Annotated in this window: 13 protein-coding genes; 11 read left to right on the top strand and 2 right to left on the bottom strand. The window is 47.4% G+C overall.

What is annotated here, in order from left to right; genetic code table 11:
* Positions 1-98: 98 nt before the first annotated feature.
* The 11 genes from Q0612_RS10080 (at position 99) to Q0612_RS10130 (ending at position 12,344) form a co-directional block, all read left to right on the top strand.
* A complete protein-coding gene (locus tag Q0612_RS10080; protein ID WP_298884243.1) occupies positions 99-476 on the top strand; it encodes a PaaI family thioesterase in 378 nt (125 codons plus the stop codon).
* A gap of 64 nt (positions 477-540) precedes the next feature.
* The gene (locus tag Q0612_RS10085; RefSeq protein ID WP_298884245.1) at positions 541-1,680 is read left to right on the top strand and encodes an acyl-CoA dehydrogenase family protein; all 1,140 of its coding nucleotides are present in this window, start codon (positions 541-543) and stop codon (positions 1,678-1,680) included.
* Between the two features lie 187 nt (positions 1,681-1,867).
* Positions 1,868-2,569, top strand: a complete 702-nt coding sequence (locus Q0612_RS10090) for a YggS family pyridoxal phosphate-dependent enzyme (protein WP_298884248.1) — start codon at positions 1,868-1,870, stop codon at positions 2,567-2,569.
* 23 nt (positions 2,570-2,592) lie between these two features.
* The gene (locus Q0612_RS10095) at positions 2,593-3,159 is read left to right on the top strand and encodes a cell division protein SepF (protein WP_298884251.1); all 567 of its coding nucleotides are present in this window, start codon (positions 2,593-2,595) and stop codon (positions 3,157-3,159) included.
* A complete protein-coding gene (proC, locus tag Q0612_RS10100; protein ID WP_298884254.1) occupies positions 3,147-3,968 on the top strand; it encodes a pyrroline-5-carboxylate reductase in 822 nt (273 codons plus the stop codon). Before Q0612_RS10095 ends, proC begins: the two co-directional genes overlap by 13 nt.
* Before the next feature lie 3 nt (positions 3,969-3,971).
* A complete protein-coding gene (locus tag Q0612_RS10105; RefSeq protein WP_021720901.1) occupies positions 3,972-4,757 on the top strand; it encodes an RNA-binding protein in 786 nt (261 codons plus the stop codon).
* 11 nt (positions 4,758-4,768) lie between these two features.
* Positions 4,769-5,587 carry a DivIVA domain-containing protein gene (locus Q0612_RS10110; protein WP_298884257.1) on the top strand — a complete coding sequence of 273 codons (819 nt, stop codon included), beginning with the start codon at positions 4,769-4,771 and terminating at the stop codon, positions 5,585-5,587.
* Between the two features lie 11 nt (positions 5,588-5,598).
* Complete coding sequence (locus Q0612_RS10115) at positions 5,599-6,270, top strand: histidine phosphatase family protein (protein ID WP_249747889.1); 672 nt, start codon at positions 5,599-5,601, stop codon at positions 6,268-6,270.
* Between the two features lie 507 nt (positions 6,271-6,777).
* Entirely contained in the window at positions 6,778-7,575 is a 798-nt protein-coding gene (locus Q0612_RS10120; RefSeq protein ID WP_298884262.1) for a zinc-ribbon domain-containing protein, read from the top strand.
* Positions 7,576-7,983: 408 nt separating this feature from the next.
* Positions 7,984-10,773, top strand: coding sequence for an isoleucine--tRNA ligase (ileS, locus tag Q0612_RS10125; protein WP_210684109.1), 2,790 nt, complete (start codon positions 7,984-7,986; stop codon positions 10,771-10,773).
* A gap of 218 nt (positions 10,774-10,991) precedes the next feature.
* On the top strand, positions 10,992-12,344 hold the full coding sequence (locus Q0612_RS10130; RefSeq protein ID WP_298884267.1) for a hemolysin family protein: 1,353 nt from the start codon (positions 10,992-10,994) through the stop codon (positions 12,342-12,344).
* A gap of 60 nt (positions 12,345-12,404) precedes the next feature.
* On the opposite strand, the gene Q0612_RS10135 is transcribed toward Q0612_RS10130, so the two are convergent.
* Positions 12,405-13,775: a pyruvate carboxylase subunit B gene (locus Q0612_RS10135; RefSeq protein ID WP_298884269.1), complete on the bottom strand. Its 1,371-nt coding sequence runs from the start codon at positions 13,773-13,775 to the stop codon at positions 12,405-12,407.
* A 155-nt stretch (positions 13,776-13,930) separates the two neighbouring features.
* A complete protein-coding gene (locus Q0612_RS10140) occupies positions 13,931-15,988 on the bottom strand; it encodes a transglycosylase domain-containing protein (protein WP_298884272.1) in 2,058 nt (685 codons plus the stop codon).
* Positions 15,989-16,666: the final 678 nt, after the last annotated feature.

A 16,666-nucleotide genomic window follows, 5' to 3' on the forward strand; every position in this document is an offset into this window, starting at 1 on the left:
TAATATTTTCTGCTGTCCAAAGAAAGGCGATGATAGCTGTGGAGCAGGTCAAGGATGTTCCTGCCTATATTCGTCAAATGTACACAGATAATAATTTTATGACTAAATTCGGTGTGCATATTGGTGAGATAAAGTGTGGCAGTGCGGAAGTCAGCATTGACGTTGATCCGGCAAAGCATTTTAATCATCGTGACATTTGTCACGGCGGAGTGATGTTGGCCTTGGCAGACTCCGTTCTGGGTGTTACCGGTGCAAGCGTGGGCGCTGTAGTGGCAACTCTCAATTTCAGCATGAATTTTATCAGAGGTGTCCATGAACCGACTACATTGACGGTACGCAGCCATATTAAGCATGCCGGACATTCTACGATGGTTATTGAGGCTGAAATGACAGACAGCGAAAAGCATTTAATTGGGACGATTTTAACAACTATGTTTGTCGTCGACAGATTTAAAGAGATACCCGCCAAATGGTGAGCTTACCTGAGTTGATTTGGAAGGGAAATGACGCGGAAGACCGCTTGATATCAAGGAGGATATGATGGATTTTGCATTAAACGAGGAACAATTAGAATTACAGGAAATGGTAAGGGAGTTTGTTGAAAAAGAAATTACTCCTTACGCTGCTGAAATGGATGCAGAAAACCATATGCGTGACGGCCTGATTGAAAAGGCTAACGAAATGGGCTTGCTGAACGTTATTGTTCCGGAAGAATTAGATGGCCCCGGTCTGGACAGCATTTCTGTTGCTACCATTTATGAAGAGCTTGGCAAAGGCTGCGCTGGTGTTGCAACCTCTCTGGCTGCTAACAGCCTGGCAACTGTACCTGTTCTGCTGGCTGGTACTGACGAACAAAAGAAAATGTATTGCGATATCCTGAACAATGGCGGTCTGGCTGCTTTCGCCCTGACCGAGCCTGGTGCAGGCAGTGATGCAGGCGGCGTTTCTACCCGCGCTGTACACAATAAGGAAGAGGGTACTTACACTCTGAACGGCACCAAAATGTTCATCACCAATGGTGCTCTGGCAGAAATCTTCCTGGTATTCGCTAATACCCGTAAAACCGGCGGTATCCGTGGTTTGACTGCTTTCATCGTTCCGAAAGACACTCCGGGCTTCTCCGTTGGCAAAAAAGAAAACAAAATGGGCATCCGTCCTTCCAATACTACCGAGCTGGTTCTGCAAGACGTTGTTATTCCTGAGTCCTATCGCGTAGGCCGCGAAGGCGAAGGCTTCCGTATTGCTATGAACACCTTAGACAGCGCTCGTCCGTTCGTTGGCGCTGTTTCCGTAGGTATCGCTCAGGCTGCTCTGGACTGCGCTGTTAAATATGCTAAAGAGCGCCGTCAGTTCGGCCAGCCGATTGCATCCTTCCAAATGGTTCAAGGCATGCTGGCTGACATGGCTATGAAGGTTGAAACTGCTCGCCTCATGGTTCAAAAGGCTTGCTGGATGCGTGACCAGGGCATGGAATTCTCCAAAGAGGCTGCTATGGCTAAATGCTATGCTGCTGATACTGCTATGCAGGTAACCACCGACGCTGTTCAGGTAATGGGCGGCTACGGCTACACCAAAGAGTACCCCGTAGAGAAGATGATGCGTGACGCTAAAATCATGCAAATCTACGAAGGCACCAACCAAATCCAACGTCTGGTTATTGCCAACAAGCTGTTATACTAATAGCTATCATAACGAAGATAAATTTATCGAGAGCTGCTGCACTTTTGTGCGGCAGCTCTTTGTTGTTTTTATTCGTGACAATGGTTTACACGTATGCTAAAATATAAGGATAAAGAGCTTTTAAAGCATAATAAAAAGCAGAATCTTTGCCACAAATCATTTTGCTGAGAATTGGGGGGCAAATAAATTGTTAGCTGATAATTTAAAGCAGGTTCAGGAGCAGATAGCGTCTGCTTTGGACCAGCGTAAAAATAAAGACCTGCTCACAGGAGATAAGGTAACACTGGTGGCGGTGACGAAAAATCATCCGCCTGAAATTATTACCGATATCGAAGCCTTGGGCATTGCCAATGTAGGCGAAAACCGCGTGCAGGAGGCCAAGCATAAGCAGGAGGCCTTGGGTAAGCATGGCTACTGGCATCTTATCGGCCATCTGCAGACGAATAAGGCACGCCAGGCTGTTGCCTTGTTTGACCTTATTGAATCGGTAGACAGCGAGCATTTGCTGGCTGCGATTGACAAAGAGGCGGAACGCATCGGTAAGGTGCAGGATATCCTTTTGCAGCTGAATATTGCCCACGAGGAGCAAAAGTCCGGCCTTGATAAAGAGGATTATCTGGCGCTGCTGCCGAAGCTGCCCGAATACAAGCATGTGCGTTTGCGTGGCCTGATGGTCATTGCCCAAAAATGCGAGGACGTAGAAGCAACCAGACCTGTGTTTGCTGCCGGTTACCGTGCCTTTGCCCGCTTAAAGCACCAGTATCCTCAGGTTGATATCCTCTCCATGGGCATGAGCAATGATTACGCAGTTGCTGTTGAGGAAGGCGCTAATATTGTGCGTGTGGGCACAGCCTTGTTCGGCCAACGTGATTATAGCCTGAAATTTTAAACATAGAGAAGGTTGGTGACGTAATGAAAATTATTGATAAAATCATGAATTCCTTAAGCCTTTACGACGATGATGATGAAATCATTGAAGAGGAAGTTGAAGAGAAGCCTGCTAAGAATGAACCGGAGCCTGCGAAGCCTAAGAAGCGTTTCTTCGGCAGCAAGGAAACACCTGCTGCTGCGCCTGCAGAAGAGCCTAAGCGCGAACGTAAATCTATTTTGAGCTTCAAGAAAAGTGCTGAGAAGGATGCACCGGCTAAAAATGATAAGATGGGCAGCAAAACTATTAATATGCCGATTGCTGACAAGCTGATGACAGTTGTGTTGCTGGAGCCTGTTGATTTCAATGATTCTCCGAAGATTGCCGATTACCTGCGAGATAATCAGACTGTAGTTGTTAATTATGATAAGACAGATAATGTTGTTGCCAAGCGCATGACAGATTTTGTCAGCGGTACTGTTTATGCCATTGGCGGCAGTATGAAAAAGCTGGGACGCAATATTATCATCTGCGCTCCGAAAAATGTAGATATAGATGCTGATGACGAGCACGAATATAATGAGAGGGGAAATAAACCATGGGAGAAATAGCAGTAAAGAAAATTGCTTTTATTGGCGGCGGCGCTATGGCCAAGGCTATTATCAAGGGTATTCTTGGCGGTGGCCTGATTGCACCGGAAATGATTACTGTGGGTGAACCGACTGAGGCACATGCGCGCAGTCTGCATGAAGCATACGGCGTAAATGTTACGACTGATAATAAGGAAGCAGTGAAGGATGCTGATCTGGTAATCTTTGCTGTAAAGCCTCAGGTGGCACCGGTGGCGTTGGTGCCCGAGCTGATGGCTGCGATGAAAAAGGATGCTTGGGTGCTTTCCATCATGGGCAGTGTAACGCTTGCGCAGCTGCATGCTTATGCTCCGGGGTTCCCCGTAGTCCGCACAATGCCGAACACGCCGCTGGCAGCAGGCGCCGGCATGACCGCCATCTGCTGTGATGAGGCGGTAACCGAGCCGATGAAGCAGACTGCGGCAGCAATTTTCAGCAGCTGCGGCGAGATAGAATTTGTAGATGAGAAAGCATTGCAGGCGATTACCGCTATTTCCGGCTGCGGACCTGGCTATTGCTTTGTGATTATCGATGCACTGGCTGACGCAGGCGTGCGTGCCGGTCTGCCGCGTGCGCTGGCTATTAAGCTGGCCGCACAGACAATGGCAGGTAGTGGCAAGCTGTGCGTAGAAAGCGGCTTGCATCCGGCACAGCTGCGCGACCAGGTAACAAGCCCCGGCGGAACGACTATTGCCGGTATCCATGCCTTGGAAAATCATGGCGTGCGCGGTGCTTTTTATGATGCAGTGCAGGCAGTGCTGCAACGAGATAAGGAATTACAGGGGAAATAATTTATGGCAGACAGAGAAAAAATTCTGCGTTACTTCAAAGCCGGCGGTGACGAGCAGCTGGCGGCCAAGCTGTTGGACTTGGCCGAGGGCGCCAATAAATCACGCAAATTCCGTGTGAGCGAGTTTCTTGATCCTCATGCCTATAACGTTGCGGAAATTATTGCGGCGAACTACGAAAATGTGCGTCTGGAAAGCGACGGCGGCTTCAGTAATGCCGAAAGGGTGAAGGCTGCCTTTGTTGCCGATGATTTTTACGGTCAGCCGGATTTCGGCATGGCCTATTTTCTGGCGGCCTGGGATAAGCGCTATTATGATTTGTCGCACCGCGATATTCTGGGTGCGTTTATGGGCACGGGCTGCAAGCGCGAGGCCTTGGGTGATATCGTTTTTGTGCCCGAGGGTGCGCAGTTCGTGGTAGAAAAATCGCTGGTAAATTATCTTACCGGCAATCTGACGCAGATCGGTTCTGCGCCGGTAACGCTTACGGAAATTCCCCGCGAGGAATTGCTGCAGAAGGAAGAAAAGGTTAAGCTGATTAACGCGACAGTCGCTGATTTGCGCCTTGATGCCGTGGCAGCGGCAGGCTACGGCGTCAGCCGCAGCCGTATGGCGGATGAAATCAAAAGCCTGAATGTCAAGGTAAACTGGAAAGAAGCCAAAAAGGCAGCACAGCCGGTGAACGAGGGCGATGTAATTTCCTTCCGCGGCCGTGGACGAGTAGAGATTGAGGAAATCCGCGGCACTACTAAAAAAGGACGCATCAGCGTAACGCTGAAGCGTTATATCTAGGAGGATAAACCATGCTTAATCCGGAGGATTTAAAGAAAAAAACTTTTACCAAGGGTTTTCGTGGCTATGAGGTAGAAGAGGTAGACAAGTTTCTTGCCAAGCTGATTAAGGAATACGAATACCTTTATCTGGATAACCTGGAGCAGAAGGAAACTATCGAGCGCGTCAGCTCCAAGCTGGAATATTATCAGCAGATGGAGGCTACCATGCAGAGCACTCTGGCGGTGGCGCAGGAAACTGCTGACGAGGTGAAGAACGCCAGCGAAAAGAAGGCGGCGCTGCTGGAGAAGGAAACGGCAGTGAAGTGCGAGCAGCAGCTGAGCGAAGCGAAGGCTGCGGCGCAGAAGCTGCATGATGATACCATGGCGCATGCTGAGAATTTGTATAATCAGACAAAGAACAAAACCGATAACATGCTGCAGGCAGCGATGGCTGAATGCAATAAGCTGCGCGAGGAGGCTAAGGCTTATGCAGATAAGCTGCGCAGCAGTGCCGAGGTAGATGCAGAAAAGATGCGTGTTACTACCGAGGATGTCTGCAAGAAGCGTGCCAACAGCGCTGCCAGTGAGGCTAACAAGCTGCTGGAGGACGCACGCAGTGAAGCCGGCAAGATGATGCTGGATGCCAATACTAAATATCGTAAACTGGTGGGAGATGCCGAGGAGCGCAGCCGTAAAATTATTTTTGAGGCTGACGCCAAGGCTGCTATGGCCGAACAGGCTTATAACGAGCAGGTGAAAAAGGCGGCGCTGCATCGTAAAAATATGCTGCATCTGTTGGAAACGCAGGTTGAGCTGCTTAAAAACTATGCCAGTCATAACGAAGAATAGTCGGAGGCTGAATGATGATTATCTTAGTGAGGCATGGTGAAGCGACGCATCATACGCAAAGATTGACCGGCGGCTGGACGGATTCGCAGCTGACCGAAAAGGGAAGGGCGCAGATAAAGGCAGCTGCGGTAAAGCTGGCGAAGGATTTTGCCGGACGTAATTGCAAGCTGCGTATTCTGGCGAGTGATTTGCAGCGCGCTTCCGCATCGGCGCAGATTATCGCCGAGGAGCTTGGCTTTAAGGGAGAAATAGAGCATTGCCGTTTTCTGCGGGAAAAGAATAATGGCATTGCTGCCGGCATGACTGAGGAAGAGGCCAAGAAGCATTTTTGTAAGCCTGCTTCCGAGCAGGAGCTGGATCACCGCAACTATCCAGGCGGTGAAACACGCAATGAGTTCTATCGCCGTAATGTACATGGTTTGTGGCATTGTGCGGATGTCGATAAGGAAAATCTGCTGATTGTTGCGCATAAGGGCACGATTCAGAATATTATTTTCCGTTGGCTGGGAATGGATATGCAGCAGGTGGCGGCGTTTAACTTTTCGGTTGATGTGCAGCCTGCCAGCGTAACTGTTCTGGGAATTAACAAATGGCATGAGCATGCTGTTTTCCGCCTGAATGACGTTAGTCATCTGACGCAGGGAAAGGGCTTTGGCGTGTTTGAGTTTAAGTACGAGAAGTGAATAAGGCTGTGAATGACCGCTTGGGTGCTTTGGGAAAGCGCTTAAGCGGTTGTTTTTGTGTTCTCACTATATTACTCGCCTTTTTGGGGCAATTTTTACTACACCTCAAAAAAATTTTTTATGGTGTAGTAATTTTGGGGTATTTTTCCCGAGTATATAAGTGAATCTTCTTTTTCGCTCTTTCTTTTGTTGGGTTTCTTTCTCGCTTTTTCTTCTGCGTTGATAAAAGCTACTAGCGTAGCTAGTAGTAACCTTGTTCCTTAGAGTACTACCTAAAGGATAGACGTAAAGTACGGTAGAAGTAGAGCGTAGGGCGCAGGGGGATTTTATACTGTGCCGTAAGTATGGGCGTGGGGGAGAACTTAAGTATTGTTGCTAATTATCCTAAAGAATGTTAATATAAAGGTGATTAAAGGCAAAGAGCAGAGAGCGTGTTGTTAGCAGCTTTTTTGGGGAATTTTATGTTGTTGTAATAACATATACATGGATGACGAGGAGCGGATTGTTATGCAATGCAAGTACTGTGGACAAACGATACCGGATAACGCCAATTATTGTTCTGGTTGTGGAAGAGCTGTGCATGAAGAAGCAACTGAGGTAAAGCGGGAAAGTAAATTTTGGGAGCAGGGCTGGTTTGCTGTTTTAATGCTTTTTATCTTCTGGCCGGTAGGATTATATTTGCTGTGGCGGCATCATGGATTTTTTGCCAAAACGATAGTTGGTATTTTTCTTTTAATAATTTTGCTGGTTTTTATTACAGCTTTAGGAAGTAGCTTACATATCGGCAAATCAGATAACTCTTTTGTGAAAATCACTAATAGTGTAGTTGCTGACAGTATTCCCAGCCAAAAAAAGTTCAATGAAATATTGGCCCGCTATAATCAAAACGAAAGAAAATCCATGACAGAGCTTGAGAAAGCGGAATTCAATAAATCATACGAAAAGGAATTCAATGAATTTTTTAAAGACGGTTATGTAAAAAAATGGTGTGCCAAGGTTGATAGCATCGAATCGGAAAAATCTGGGATGGCCGCTTATGTAAAGCTAAGCTGTGATTTTCCTGAAGCGGAATATACTGTTGCAACAAAAAGATATGCCGCAGATGAAATGTTAATCTCTGCCGACAGCGAGCTTTATAAAAAGATTATGCCTTTGAAAAGAGGCGACGTTGTAATTTTTTCCGGCAAGCTGATGAGTGGCGATTATAGTAAAAAAATAGTAGATTTGACAACTTCTTACGGATATATGGATAAAAAACTCTATATTAAGTTTACGGACATAGAAAAATTGGCTACTAAAGAGTAAATTTGAGAAGCAAGAAAAACTCATTGACTTCTTGCTACAGCTAATGTATAATATTAGCGTTTATTGATATTTGCTAACGCGATGAAAAAGACAGTAGCTTGCGGCGCAGGTTAAGCGAGCCGGGGTATGGTGCAAGCCCGGACGAAGTAAAGCAGGTGAAAATCACTTTGGAGCGGATGCGGCGAACCTGAGTAGCTGCATACGGGAGCGCCCGATATTGCGCACACGAGTGGCGTGCGGCAAAGGCTGTCGTCATGAGGGTGGTACCACGGAGTACACGTTTGTTAATGATGCATGATACGCAAGCGTATTAATCGTTGTTAGTCTACAGCTTCGTCCCTTATCTGAGGGACGAAGCTTTTTTATATTGTTAATTTTTTTGTTTAATAAAATTGGAGGTTATTAGTAATGGACTATGGTAAAACACTGAATCTGCCCGAAACAGAGTTCCCTATGCGTGCCGGTCTGCCGCAACGCGAACCTGATTTCCTGAAATTCTGGGAAGAAAACGATATTTATGGCAAAAAGCAGGCTCTGCATGCAGGCCACAAGAAATTTGTTCTGCATGACGGCCCTCCGTATGCAAACGGCAAAATCCACATGGGTCATGCCCTGAACAAAATCTTAAAAGATATCATCATGAAATACAAATACGCTCAAGGCTTCGACACCCCGTATGTTCCCGGCTGGGATACTCACGGCATGCCGATTGAGCATGCTGCTATCAAAGAGCTGGGCCTGAACCGCAATGAGCTGGATCCGCTGACTCTGCGCCGCAAATGCCACGACTTCGCTTTGCAATGGGTTGATATCCAACGCGAAGACTTCAAACGTCTGGGCGTTCTGGGCGATTGGGAAAACCCGTATATCACTCTGCATCACAGCTTTGAAGCTGAGCAGATCCGTGTATTCGGTACTATGGCTAACAAAGGCTATATCTACAAAGGCAAAAAGACCGTTTACTGGTGCCCGCACTGCGAAACTGCTCTGGCTGAAGCAGAAATCGAATACGGCGAACAAAAAACTCCGACTATCTTCGTAAAAATGCCGCTGGTAAAAGACAACGGCCAAACTCCGGAAGCTGCTAAAGGCAAAAAAGCTTACATGGTAATTTGGACCACCACTCCGTGGACTATGCCTGCCAACGTTGCTGTTGCTCTGAACCCTGCTCTGGAATATGCCTGGGTTGAATGCGAAGGCGAAGTTCTCTTCATGGCAAAAGACCTGCTGGCTCAGGTTGGCGCTGTCTGCCACAAGGACCTCAGCAATATCCTCGGCACTACTCTTGGTAAGGATATGGAATATGCTGAATGCGTGCATCCGTTCCCTGAATACAACAACCGCCGTTCTCTCGTAGTTATGGCTGATTATGTAACTACCGAAGCTGGTACCGGTTGCGTACATACCGCTCCTGGTCACGGCGATGTCGACTTTGAAACCGGCCTGAAATACAAGCTGCCGATTCTCTGCCCGGTTGATTCCCAGGGCAAGCTGACCGAAGAAGCCGGCGAACGCTTCAAGGGCATGTTTGTATTCGATGCTAATATCCCGGTACTGAAATATCTGGCTGAGCTGAACTGCCTGCTGGGCAAAGAAAACATTAAGCACCAATACGCACACTGCTGGCGCTGCAAAAACCCGATTATCTTCCGTGCAACCTCTCAATGGTTCGCTTCTATCGACGGCTTCCGTGATGAAGCACTGAAATCTATCGACGATGTACAGTGGATTCCTTCCTGGGGCCAACAACGTATCCATAACATGGTTAGCGACCGTCATGACTGGTGCATCAGCCGTCAGCGTGTATGGGGCGTTCCTATCCCGGTATTCTACTGCGATAACTGCGGCGAGCATCTGATTAACGAAGCTACCATCGACTCCGTTGCCAACTGGTTCGAAAAAGAAGGCAGCGATGCATGGTGGGCTCACACTGCAGAAGAGCTGCTGCCGGAAGGCACTGTCTGCCCGAAATGCGGCGGTAAGCACTTCCACAAAGAAAGCGATATCATGGACGTATGGTTCGACAGCGGTTCCTCTCATATGGCTGTTGCCGCAAAGCGTCCGGAGCTGTCCTGGCCGGTTGCTATGTACCTCGAAGGCAGTGACCAGCATCGTGGCTGGTTCCAGTCCTCTCTGCTGACTTCCGTTGCTGTTGCAGGCCGTGCTCCGTACGAATCCGTACTGACTCATGGTTACGTAGTTGACGGCGATGGCCGCAAGATGTCCAAATCCGTAGGTAACGTTATCGTTCCGCAGGACGTAATCAAACAATACGGTGCTGATATCATCCGCCTGTGGACTGCTTCCTCCGATTACAAGGCAGATATCCGTATCTCCCCGAAAATCCTGAAGCAGCTGGCTGAGGTATATCGCAAAATCCGTAACACCATCCGTTACATTCTGGGCAACACCAACGATTTCAACTATGAAACCGATGCTGTTCCGTTCAACGAAATGCTGGAGCTTGACCAATGGGCTCTGATGCATCTGCAGCTGCTGAAGAAGGAAGTTACCGCTGCTTACGAAAGCTATGATTTCCATGTACTGTATCATGCAATCCACAACTTCTGCACTGTTGAAATGTCCAGCTTCTATCTGGATATCCTCAAAGACCGCCTGTATGCTTACAAGGCTGACAGCAAAGAGCGTCGCAGCGCACAAACCGCTATGCATGAAATTCTCATGGACCTCATCGTTATGCTGTCCCCGGTATTGAGCTTCACTATGGAAGAAGTATGGCAGTTCATGAAGAAACCTGCTAATGCTCCGGAATCCGTACAAATGCTGCCCTGGCCGGAGGTTAAGGAAGAATACATCAACGAAGAGCTGGAAACCAAATGGGATAACTTCATTGAAATCCGCAGCGAAATCACCAAGGTGCTGGAGCTGGCTCGTCGTAACAAACAAATCGGTCACTCCCTGGACGCTAAGGTTGAGCTGCACGCCGAAGGCGAAGCACTGGCTATCCTGAAATCCGTAGAAAAAGACCTGGCAACTCTGCTGATCGTTTCTCAGGCTGTTATTGTTGAAGGCGCTGCAGAAGGTGCTGAAGCAACCGGCCGCGAGGACCTGAAGGTTACCGTTGCTGCTGCCGAAGGCCACAAGTGCGAGCGTTGCTGGATTTACAGCGACGAGGTTGGTCAGGACGCTGAGCATCCGACTCTGTGCAAACGCTGCGCTGAAGCAGTTAAAGATTGAGTATAAGGCATCATCTTTGCATAAAGCTGTAGCCGAAATAAAATAAAAGCTTAAAGCCGTCGTATCATGTAAATTTTGCTGATACGGCGGCTTTTTTGCTACAAATTTTACAAAAAATTATTTTGCTTTATTGCCTATGTATGGTACAATACTGTTAATATTATATATTTTACGGAGGTGAAACTGTTTTTCTGCAATCTGCAGGATTACAGAGATTTTTGGACTATCTCATATGTTTGTTTAATGTTATAGCGATTTTATTTTTGGTGGCGCTGAACGGCTTTTTCGTTGCTTCGGAGTTTTCTATTGTCAAGGTGCGCCCTTCGCGTCTTGATGCGCTGATTAAAGAAGGCAATACGCGGGCAGAAAGCGCTAAGCAGGTAACGGAGCATCTTGATGCCTATCTTTCGGTTACGCAGCTTGGCATAACCATTGCTTCGCTGGGCTTAGGCTGGATCGGCGAGCCGACAGTGGCTAAGCTGATGCATCCTGTATTTAACCTGTTGCAGTTGCCGCCGCAAGTTGAGCATACAATAGCCTTTGTTGTCGGCTTCGGTGTTATCACCGCTTTGCATATTGTTTTAGGCGAGCTGGTGCCTAAATCTCTTTCCATCCAAAAGACGGAGCAGATTGTTCTGTTTGTGGCAACACCGCTGATTCTGTTTGATAAGCTGATGTATCCGGCGGTGTGGTTCCTCAATCACGTTGCCAACTGGGTGCTGCACAAAATGGGCGTTGAGGCTGCGAGCGAGGCGGAAGAGGCGCACAATGAGGATGAGATCCGCATACTGATGGAAGAAAGCCACAAGCATGGCTATATTGATAAAACAGAGCTTACTTATCTGGATAATGTCTTCGACTTTTCCGACCGTCGCGCCAGTGACATCATGGTGCCGCGTACCGATATGATTTGCCTGTATCTGGAGGATTCCTGGGAGGATAATATCAAGACGGCGCTGGAGGAGCGCATGACGCGTTATCCTATCTGTGATGAGGACAAGGACCACATTATCGGCTTTTTGCATATCAAGGATTTGCTGCGCAGCTTAAATGCCGGCGAGCGTCCTGATTTGCGCAGTCTGGCGCGTAAGGTGCTGCTGGTGCCGGAATCTCTGCCTATCAGCAAGCTGCTGCGCATTCTGCAGAAGCATCGCAGCCAGCTGGCAATCCTGGTTGACGAGTACGGCGGTACCGCAGGTATGGTTACCGTTGAGGATATCCTGGAGGAAATCGTAGGCGAGATTCAGGATGAGTTTGACGAGGAACGTCCGGAGGTAGAAGAAAAGGGCAGCAAAACCTATTCTGTCGACGGCAAAATGCTGTTGGAGGATGTTAACGATACCTTCGAGCTGGCTTTGGACACCGAAAACTGTGATACTATCGGTGGCTGGGTTTACTCTCAGCTTGATTATCCGCCTAAGGTGGGGCAGAAGGTGCAGACACCTGCCGCTGCCTTTACGGTAGAAGAGATTGACAAGATGCGTATTGTGCGTGTCGGTATCCAACTTTTGCATGAGCCGGAAAAGATTCACGAGGAGCTTCAGGAAGAACACCTGGAGGATGTAAAATAATATCTGCATAAAAAGAGAGCACGCTGAGAATTTTCTCAGCGTGCTCTTTAGCGTTCATGCTTATAAATCGTGGAATTTCATACCGATGTTGCTGTGACGCAGGAAGTTAAGAGTTACCTCAGGGAAGGAGGCGTAGCTTAATACGTCTTCAATTGGTGCGTTGGGGAAGCCTTCCTCAGCCAGCTTTTCGCGCAGCTTTTTCATCTGCGGCGGAATATCGTCGGCGGGACGGTGGTCGATTTGCGGTGCGTCACCAATGGCCAGACGTTTAACCTCAGGGTCAATCGGTCCCGGAGTGCGGCCGTATTTGCCAAGAATCAAATCCTTAACCTCGCGGGGAATCATCTTGTAGCGTCCGAGTGCAACATTCAATACGGACATAGAACCTACAATCTGGCTTGTAGGAGTAACCAGCGGCGGATAGCCAAGCTCAGCACGTACGCGCGGCATTTCTTCAAGCAGTTGCGGGTATTTGTCGGCAACGCCCATTTCCTTCATCTGGTTCAGCAGGTTGGAAAGCATACCGCCAGGAATCTGGAAGGTGAGCACTTTGGGATCGATGGGGATATTGGCGTTCAGGTTGAAATCATGGATAAGGTTTTTACGTACGTCTTTGAAATAGTCAGCTAAAGCATTGAGCTCAGCAAGCTTGATGCCCGTAGCATAGGGAGTGTCCTCCAACGTAGCTACCAAAGCTTCGGTGCAGGGCTGGCTGGTAGATTCGGAGAAGGGAGACAGCGCAGTATCAATCATATCCACACCGGCTTCCACAGCTTTAAGGTAAGTCATATCACCCATACCGCTGGTGAAGTGTGTGTGCAGGTCGATAGGCAGGTCAAGCTCCGCCTTCAGGCTGCGGATAAGGCTTTCAGCAGCGTAGGGACGCAGCAGGCCTGCCATATCCTTAATGCAGATGGAATCTGCGCCCATCTGTGCCAGTTCCTTACCTAATTGAACAAAGTCTTTATCCTGATGGTAGGGACTGATGGTATAAACAATACAGCCTTGCACATGTGCGCCTGCTTCTTTAGCGGCACGCATAGCGCATTCCAGGTTGCGGGTATCGTTGAGAGCATCGAAAATACGGATGATGGATACGCCGTTGTCAACAGAGCGGTTAACAAATTCACGTACAACATCATCGGCATAATGGTTATAGCCCAAAATGTTCTGACCGCGCAGCAGCATTTGAATCGGTGTTTTGCGCAGATGCTTTTTGAGTGTGCGCAGACGCTGCCAGGGATCTTCATTAAGGAAGCGCAGGCAGGAGTCAAAGGTGGCGCCGCCCCAAGCCTCCAAAGCATAGTAGCCGGCGTTATCCAGCTGTTCCAATGCCGGCAGCATATCGCTGATGCGCATTCTTGTGGCAGCAAGCGACTGGTGGCCGTCACGCAGGACGGTTTCAACTATTTTTACGGGTTTCTTCTCCATGGCAGTACTCCTTTTATTAGTTTAGTATAGTTCATTTTTGAAAGCTTATTTATAGCTGTAATTATTATAGCATAAATCGGTATTCATGTATACAGTATACGGAAAGTCTGAAAATAAAAATGGTGGCCACGCCCGGTGACCACCATCAAAGCTATTTAATTACGTGTAGTAGGCTGGTTGCTGACAACAGGCTTGCCCATAATTTCGTTAACGCGCTCTTTCATGCTGCGTTTCCTTTTAGTAGGCTGGTTGCTTACTACTGGCTCCTGAGCAGTATTGCCATCAGTTGTGACGGAAGCTGGAGCCTGTTTGTCCTTATCCTTGTCTTTATCCTTATCGTTATCTTTGTCCTTATCCTTATCATCCTGCTTGATTTCCGGTTCCGGCGGAACTGCTACGCCCGGATTGCTGAAGCCGGTGCGTGGAGTGGAAGCTAAAGCATTGACCATGAAATCATGCCAGATAGAAAGCGGAGCACCGCTGCCGTACATACGGTTCATGGATTTGTTATTGTCATCACCAACCCATACAGCAGTACTGAGGTCAGGAGTGTAGCCAACAAACCAGGCATCGATGTAGGTATCGGTGGTACCGGTTTTACCTGCTGCCGGACGGCCGATTCCCATACCGCCAGCAGTACCACTAATAAGAACATCCTGCAGCATATTAGTAGTCAGATAAGCGGATTCAGCGTCAATAACGCGTTTAGGATTAGGCTTAGCTTCGTACAGAACCTTGCCCTCGCGGTCAACAATCTTGAGCAGAGCAATAGGCTTGCAATACATACCATTGGTTGCCAGAACGCCATAGGCTGATGCCATTTCCAGCGGATTAACACCCTTGCTGAGACCGCCAAGTGCCATGGCAAGATTGGAATCACTATAGGCACCGGAATCTACCAGAGTGCTGATGCCCATCTTTTCAGCATTGGCGATAATTTTGCTTACGCCAACCTCCTGGGCTAGCTTAACAGTAGGCACGTTTATGGAACGAATCAGCGCAGTACGCAGGCTGACCTTACCATGCCATGCTCTGTCGGAGTTCTGCGGTTTCCAGCCGGGAGAGAATTCTTCTTCCTTATCTTCAATGACACTGGCCGGAGAATAACCGTTCTGCATAGCAGTCAGGTAGACAAAAGGCTTGAAGGCAGAACCGGGCTGACGTACTGCAAGAGTAGCACGGTTGAATTTATCCTGGCCGCGGCCGCCGATCATAGCTTTAACGTAACCGGTATGCGGGTCAACGGCAACCAGAGCCATTTGCGGCTGAGTCAGCTTCTTACCGTCTGTATAATAGCCCGGCAGATGCTTCATAGCATTTTCTGCAGCCTTCTGCATATCTGGGTCTAAAGTGGTATAAATCTTAAGACCGCCCTTATAGAGAGCGTCTGCACCAACCTCTTCGATAACCTTTTGGGTAATCATATCGAAGAAATAGGAGCGGGGATCGGAATTGGTTTTATGAGTGGTGCTGAAGACAAGCTTTTCAGCCTTGGCAGCATTACCGTCGGCAGCAGAGATAAAACCATATTTGACCATTTGGTCAATAACAAGCTCCTGACGATTTTTGCTTTCCTTAGGATTTTCAAAAGGATTAAAATAGTTAGGGCTTTTAGGAATTGCTGCCAAAGTAGCAGCTTCAGCGATATCCAGATTCTGAACATGCTTATTGAAGTAATACATGGAAGCACTTTCAATACCGTATGCACCCTGACCGAAATAAATCTGGTTCAGATACATAGTGAGGATTTCATCCTTAGTATATTTGTGCTCAAGCTCCTTGGCAATAAAAGCTTCCTTAATTTTACGGATGATGGAACGTTCTTGGGTAAGGAAAGCATTCTTTGCCAGCTGTTGGGTAATGGTACTGCCGCCCTGTACTTCGTGACCGCTTAATGTAGAAAGCAGAGCACGTGCTGTGCCGCGGTAGTCAATACCACCGTGTTCATAGAAGCGATTATCTTCAATAGCAATAAAGGCACGCTGCACATGCTTAGGAATCTTATCAATAGTAACAGGTACTCTGCGTTCTTCCGAAAGCGTAGTATAGATTGCGTTACCATTGATATCGTAGAACTGTGAAGCAGCGTCCGGAATCAGTGTTTCATCCATATTAGGAGGTGCAAAAAGACTGGAGAAGCCATAAAGCACTGATGCTCCCATAATAATGAGGCAAACAACACTGATGACAATGAATTTTAGTACTTTAAACATTTTCTACCTCTTCTTCATTATATTGACTGTGTAGCCATTTTATCTGGCTACATTTAGAAGTCATCTTATTATAGCATTTTCAGACTGCTTTGTCATAGAATAATCTAAAAGTTGGCATATTAATTTTGAAGAAAGGTAACTATATGCAAGATTTATGATAATTTGAGAGGAAGCACGAAGCTTTGCGCAAGATAAAAGCGGTAATGTAACAAGCAAAATTTGAGAAAAAATTTCTGAAGCAGAGAAAAAAAATTACTGATTTTGAGCGTTTTTTTGAGAAAAAACAGCTAAAAATCCTACTTTTTTTGAGATTTCTTGAAGAAATTTTAATGCCGATAAAGGCGATAATCAAGCATGTTTCTTTTTCCACGAATCCTAGTGTTTCACTAAAAAATCTCAAAAAAGTGTCGAAAAAAGTGTTGACATAACCTAGGGCACGTGGTATTATATACAAGTAGACGCGATACGGCAACAAAACAAAAGCCAAAATTGCTAGGCACTGGCAAAGAGAAATTGCTTAGATTCAAGGAAACTCGAGCTGAGCGAGCGAGATAATACTTATAGTATATCGAACGAGCGAGGCGATGGGTTGACGCAGAAGATGACAATTTATCGAAGCCAGAAACTGAACCTTGAAAACTGAACATTGAACCTAGAAAAAAGCGAATGTGCGGGTCG

Source organism: uncultured Phascolarctobacterium sp., from assembly GCF_937920985.1.
Classification (GTDB): domain Bacteria; phylum Bacillota; class Negativicutes; order Acidaminococcales; family Acidaminococcaceae; genus Phascolarctobacterium_A.

What these genes read in the sequence shown, in the direction of transcription:
- Q0612_RS10080 (WP_298884243.1), top strand. Translation starts at nt 99, where the DNA reads ATGACTAAATTCGGTGTGCATATTGGTGAGATAAAGTGTGGCAGTGCG.
- Q0612_RS10085 (WP_298884245.1), top strand. Translation starts at nt 541, where the DNA reads ATGGATTTTGCATTAAACGAGGAACAATTAGAATTACAGGAAATGGTA.
- Q0612_RS10095 (WP_298884251.1), top strand. Translation starts at nt 2,593, where the DNA reads ATGAAAATTATTGATAAAATCATGAATTCCTTAAGCCTTTACGACGAT.
- proC (WP_298884254.1), top strand. Translation starts at nt 3,147, where the DNA reads ATGGGAGAAATAGCAGTAAAGAAAATTGCTTTTATTGGCGGCGGCGCT.
- Q0612_RS10105 (WP_021720901.1), top strand. Translation starts at nt 3,972, where the DNA reads ATGGCAGACAGAGAAAAAATTCTGCGTTACTTCAAAGCCGGCGGTGAC.
- Q0612_RS10110 (WP_298884257.1), top strand. Translation starts at nt 4,769, where the DNA reads ATGCTTAATCCGGAGGATTTAAAGAAAAAAACTTTTACCAAGGGTTTT.
- Q0612_RS10115 (WP_249747889.1), top strand. Translation starts at nt 5,599, where the DNA reads ATGATGATTATCTTAGTGAGGCATGGTGAAGCGACGCATCATACGCAA.
- Q0612_RS10120 (WP_298884262.1), top strand. Translation starts at nt 6,778, where the DNA reads ATGCAATGCAAGTACTGTGGACAAACGATACCGGATAACGCCAATTAT.
- ileS (WP_210684109.1), top strand. Translation starts at nt 7,984, where the DNA reads ATGGACTATGGTAAAACACTGAATCTGCCCGAAACAGAGTTCCCTATG.
- Q0612_RS10135 (WP_298884269.1), bottom strand. Translation starts at nt 13,775, where the DNA reads ATGGAGAAGAAACCCGTAAAAATAGTTGAAACCGTCCTGCGTGACGGC.
- Q0612_RS10140 (WP_298884272.1), bottom strand. Translation starts at nt 15,988, where the DNA reads ATGTTTAAAGTACTAAAATTCATTGTCATCAGTGTTGTTTGCCTCATT.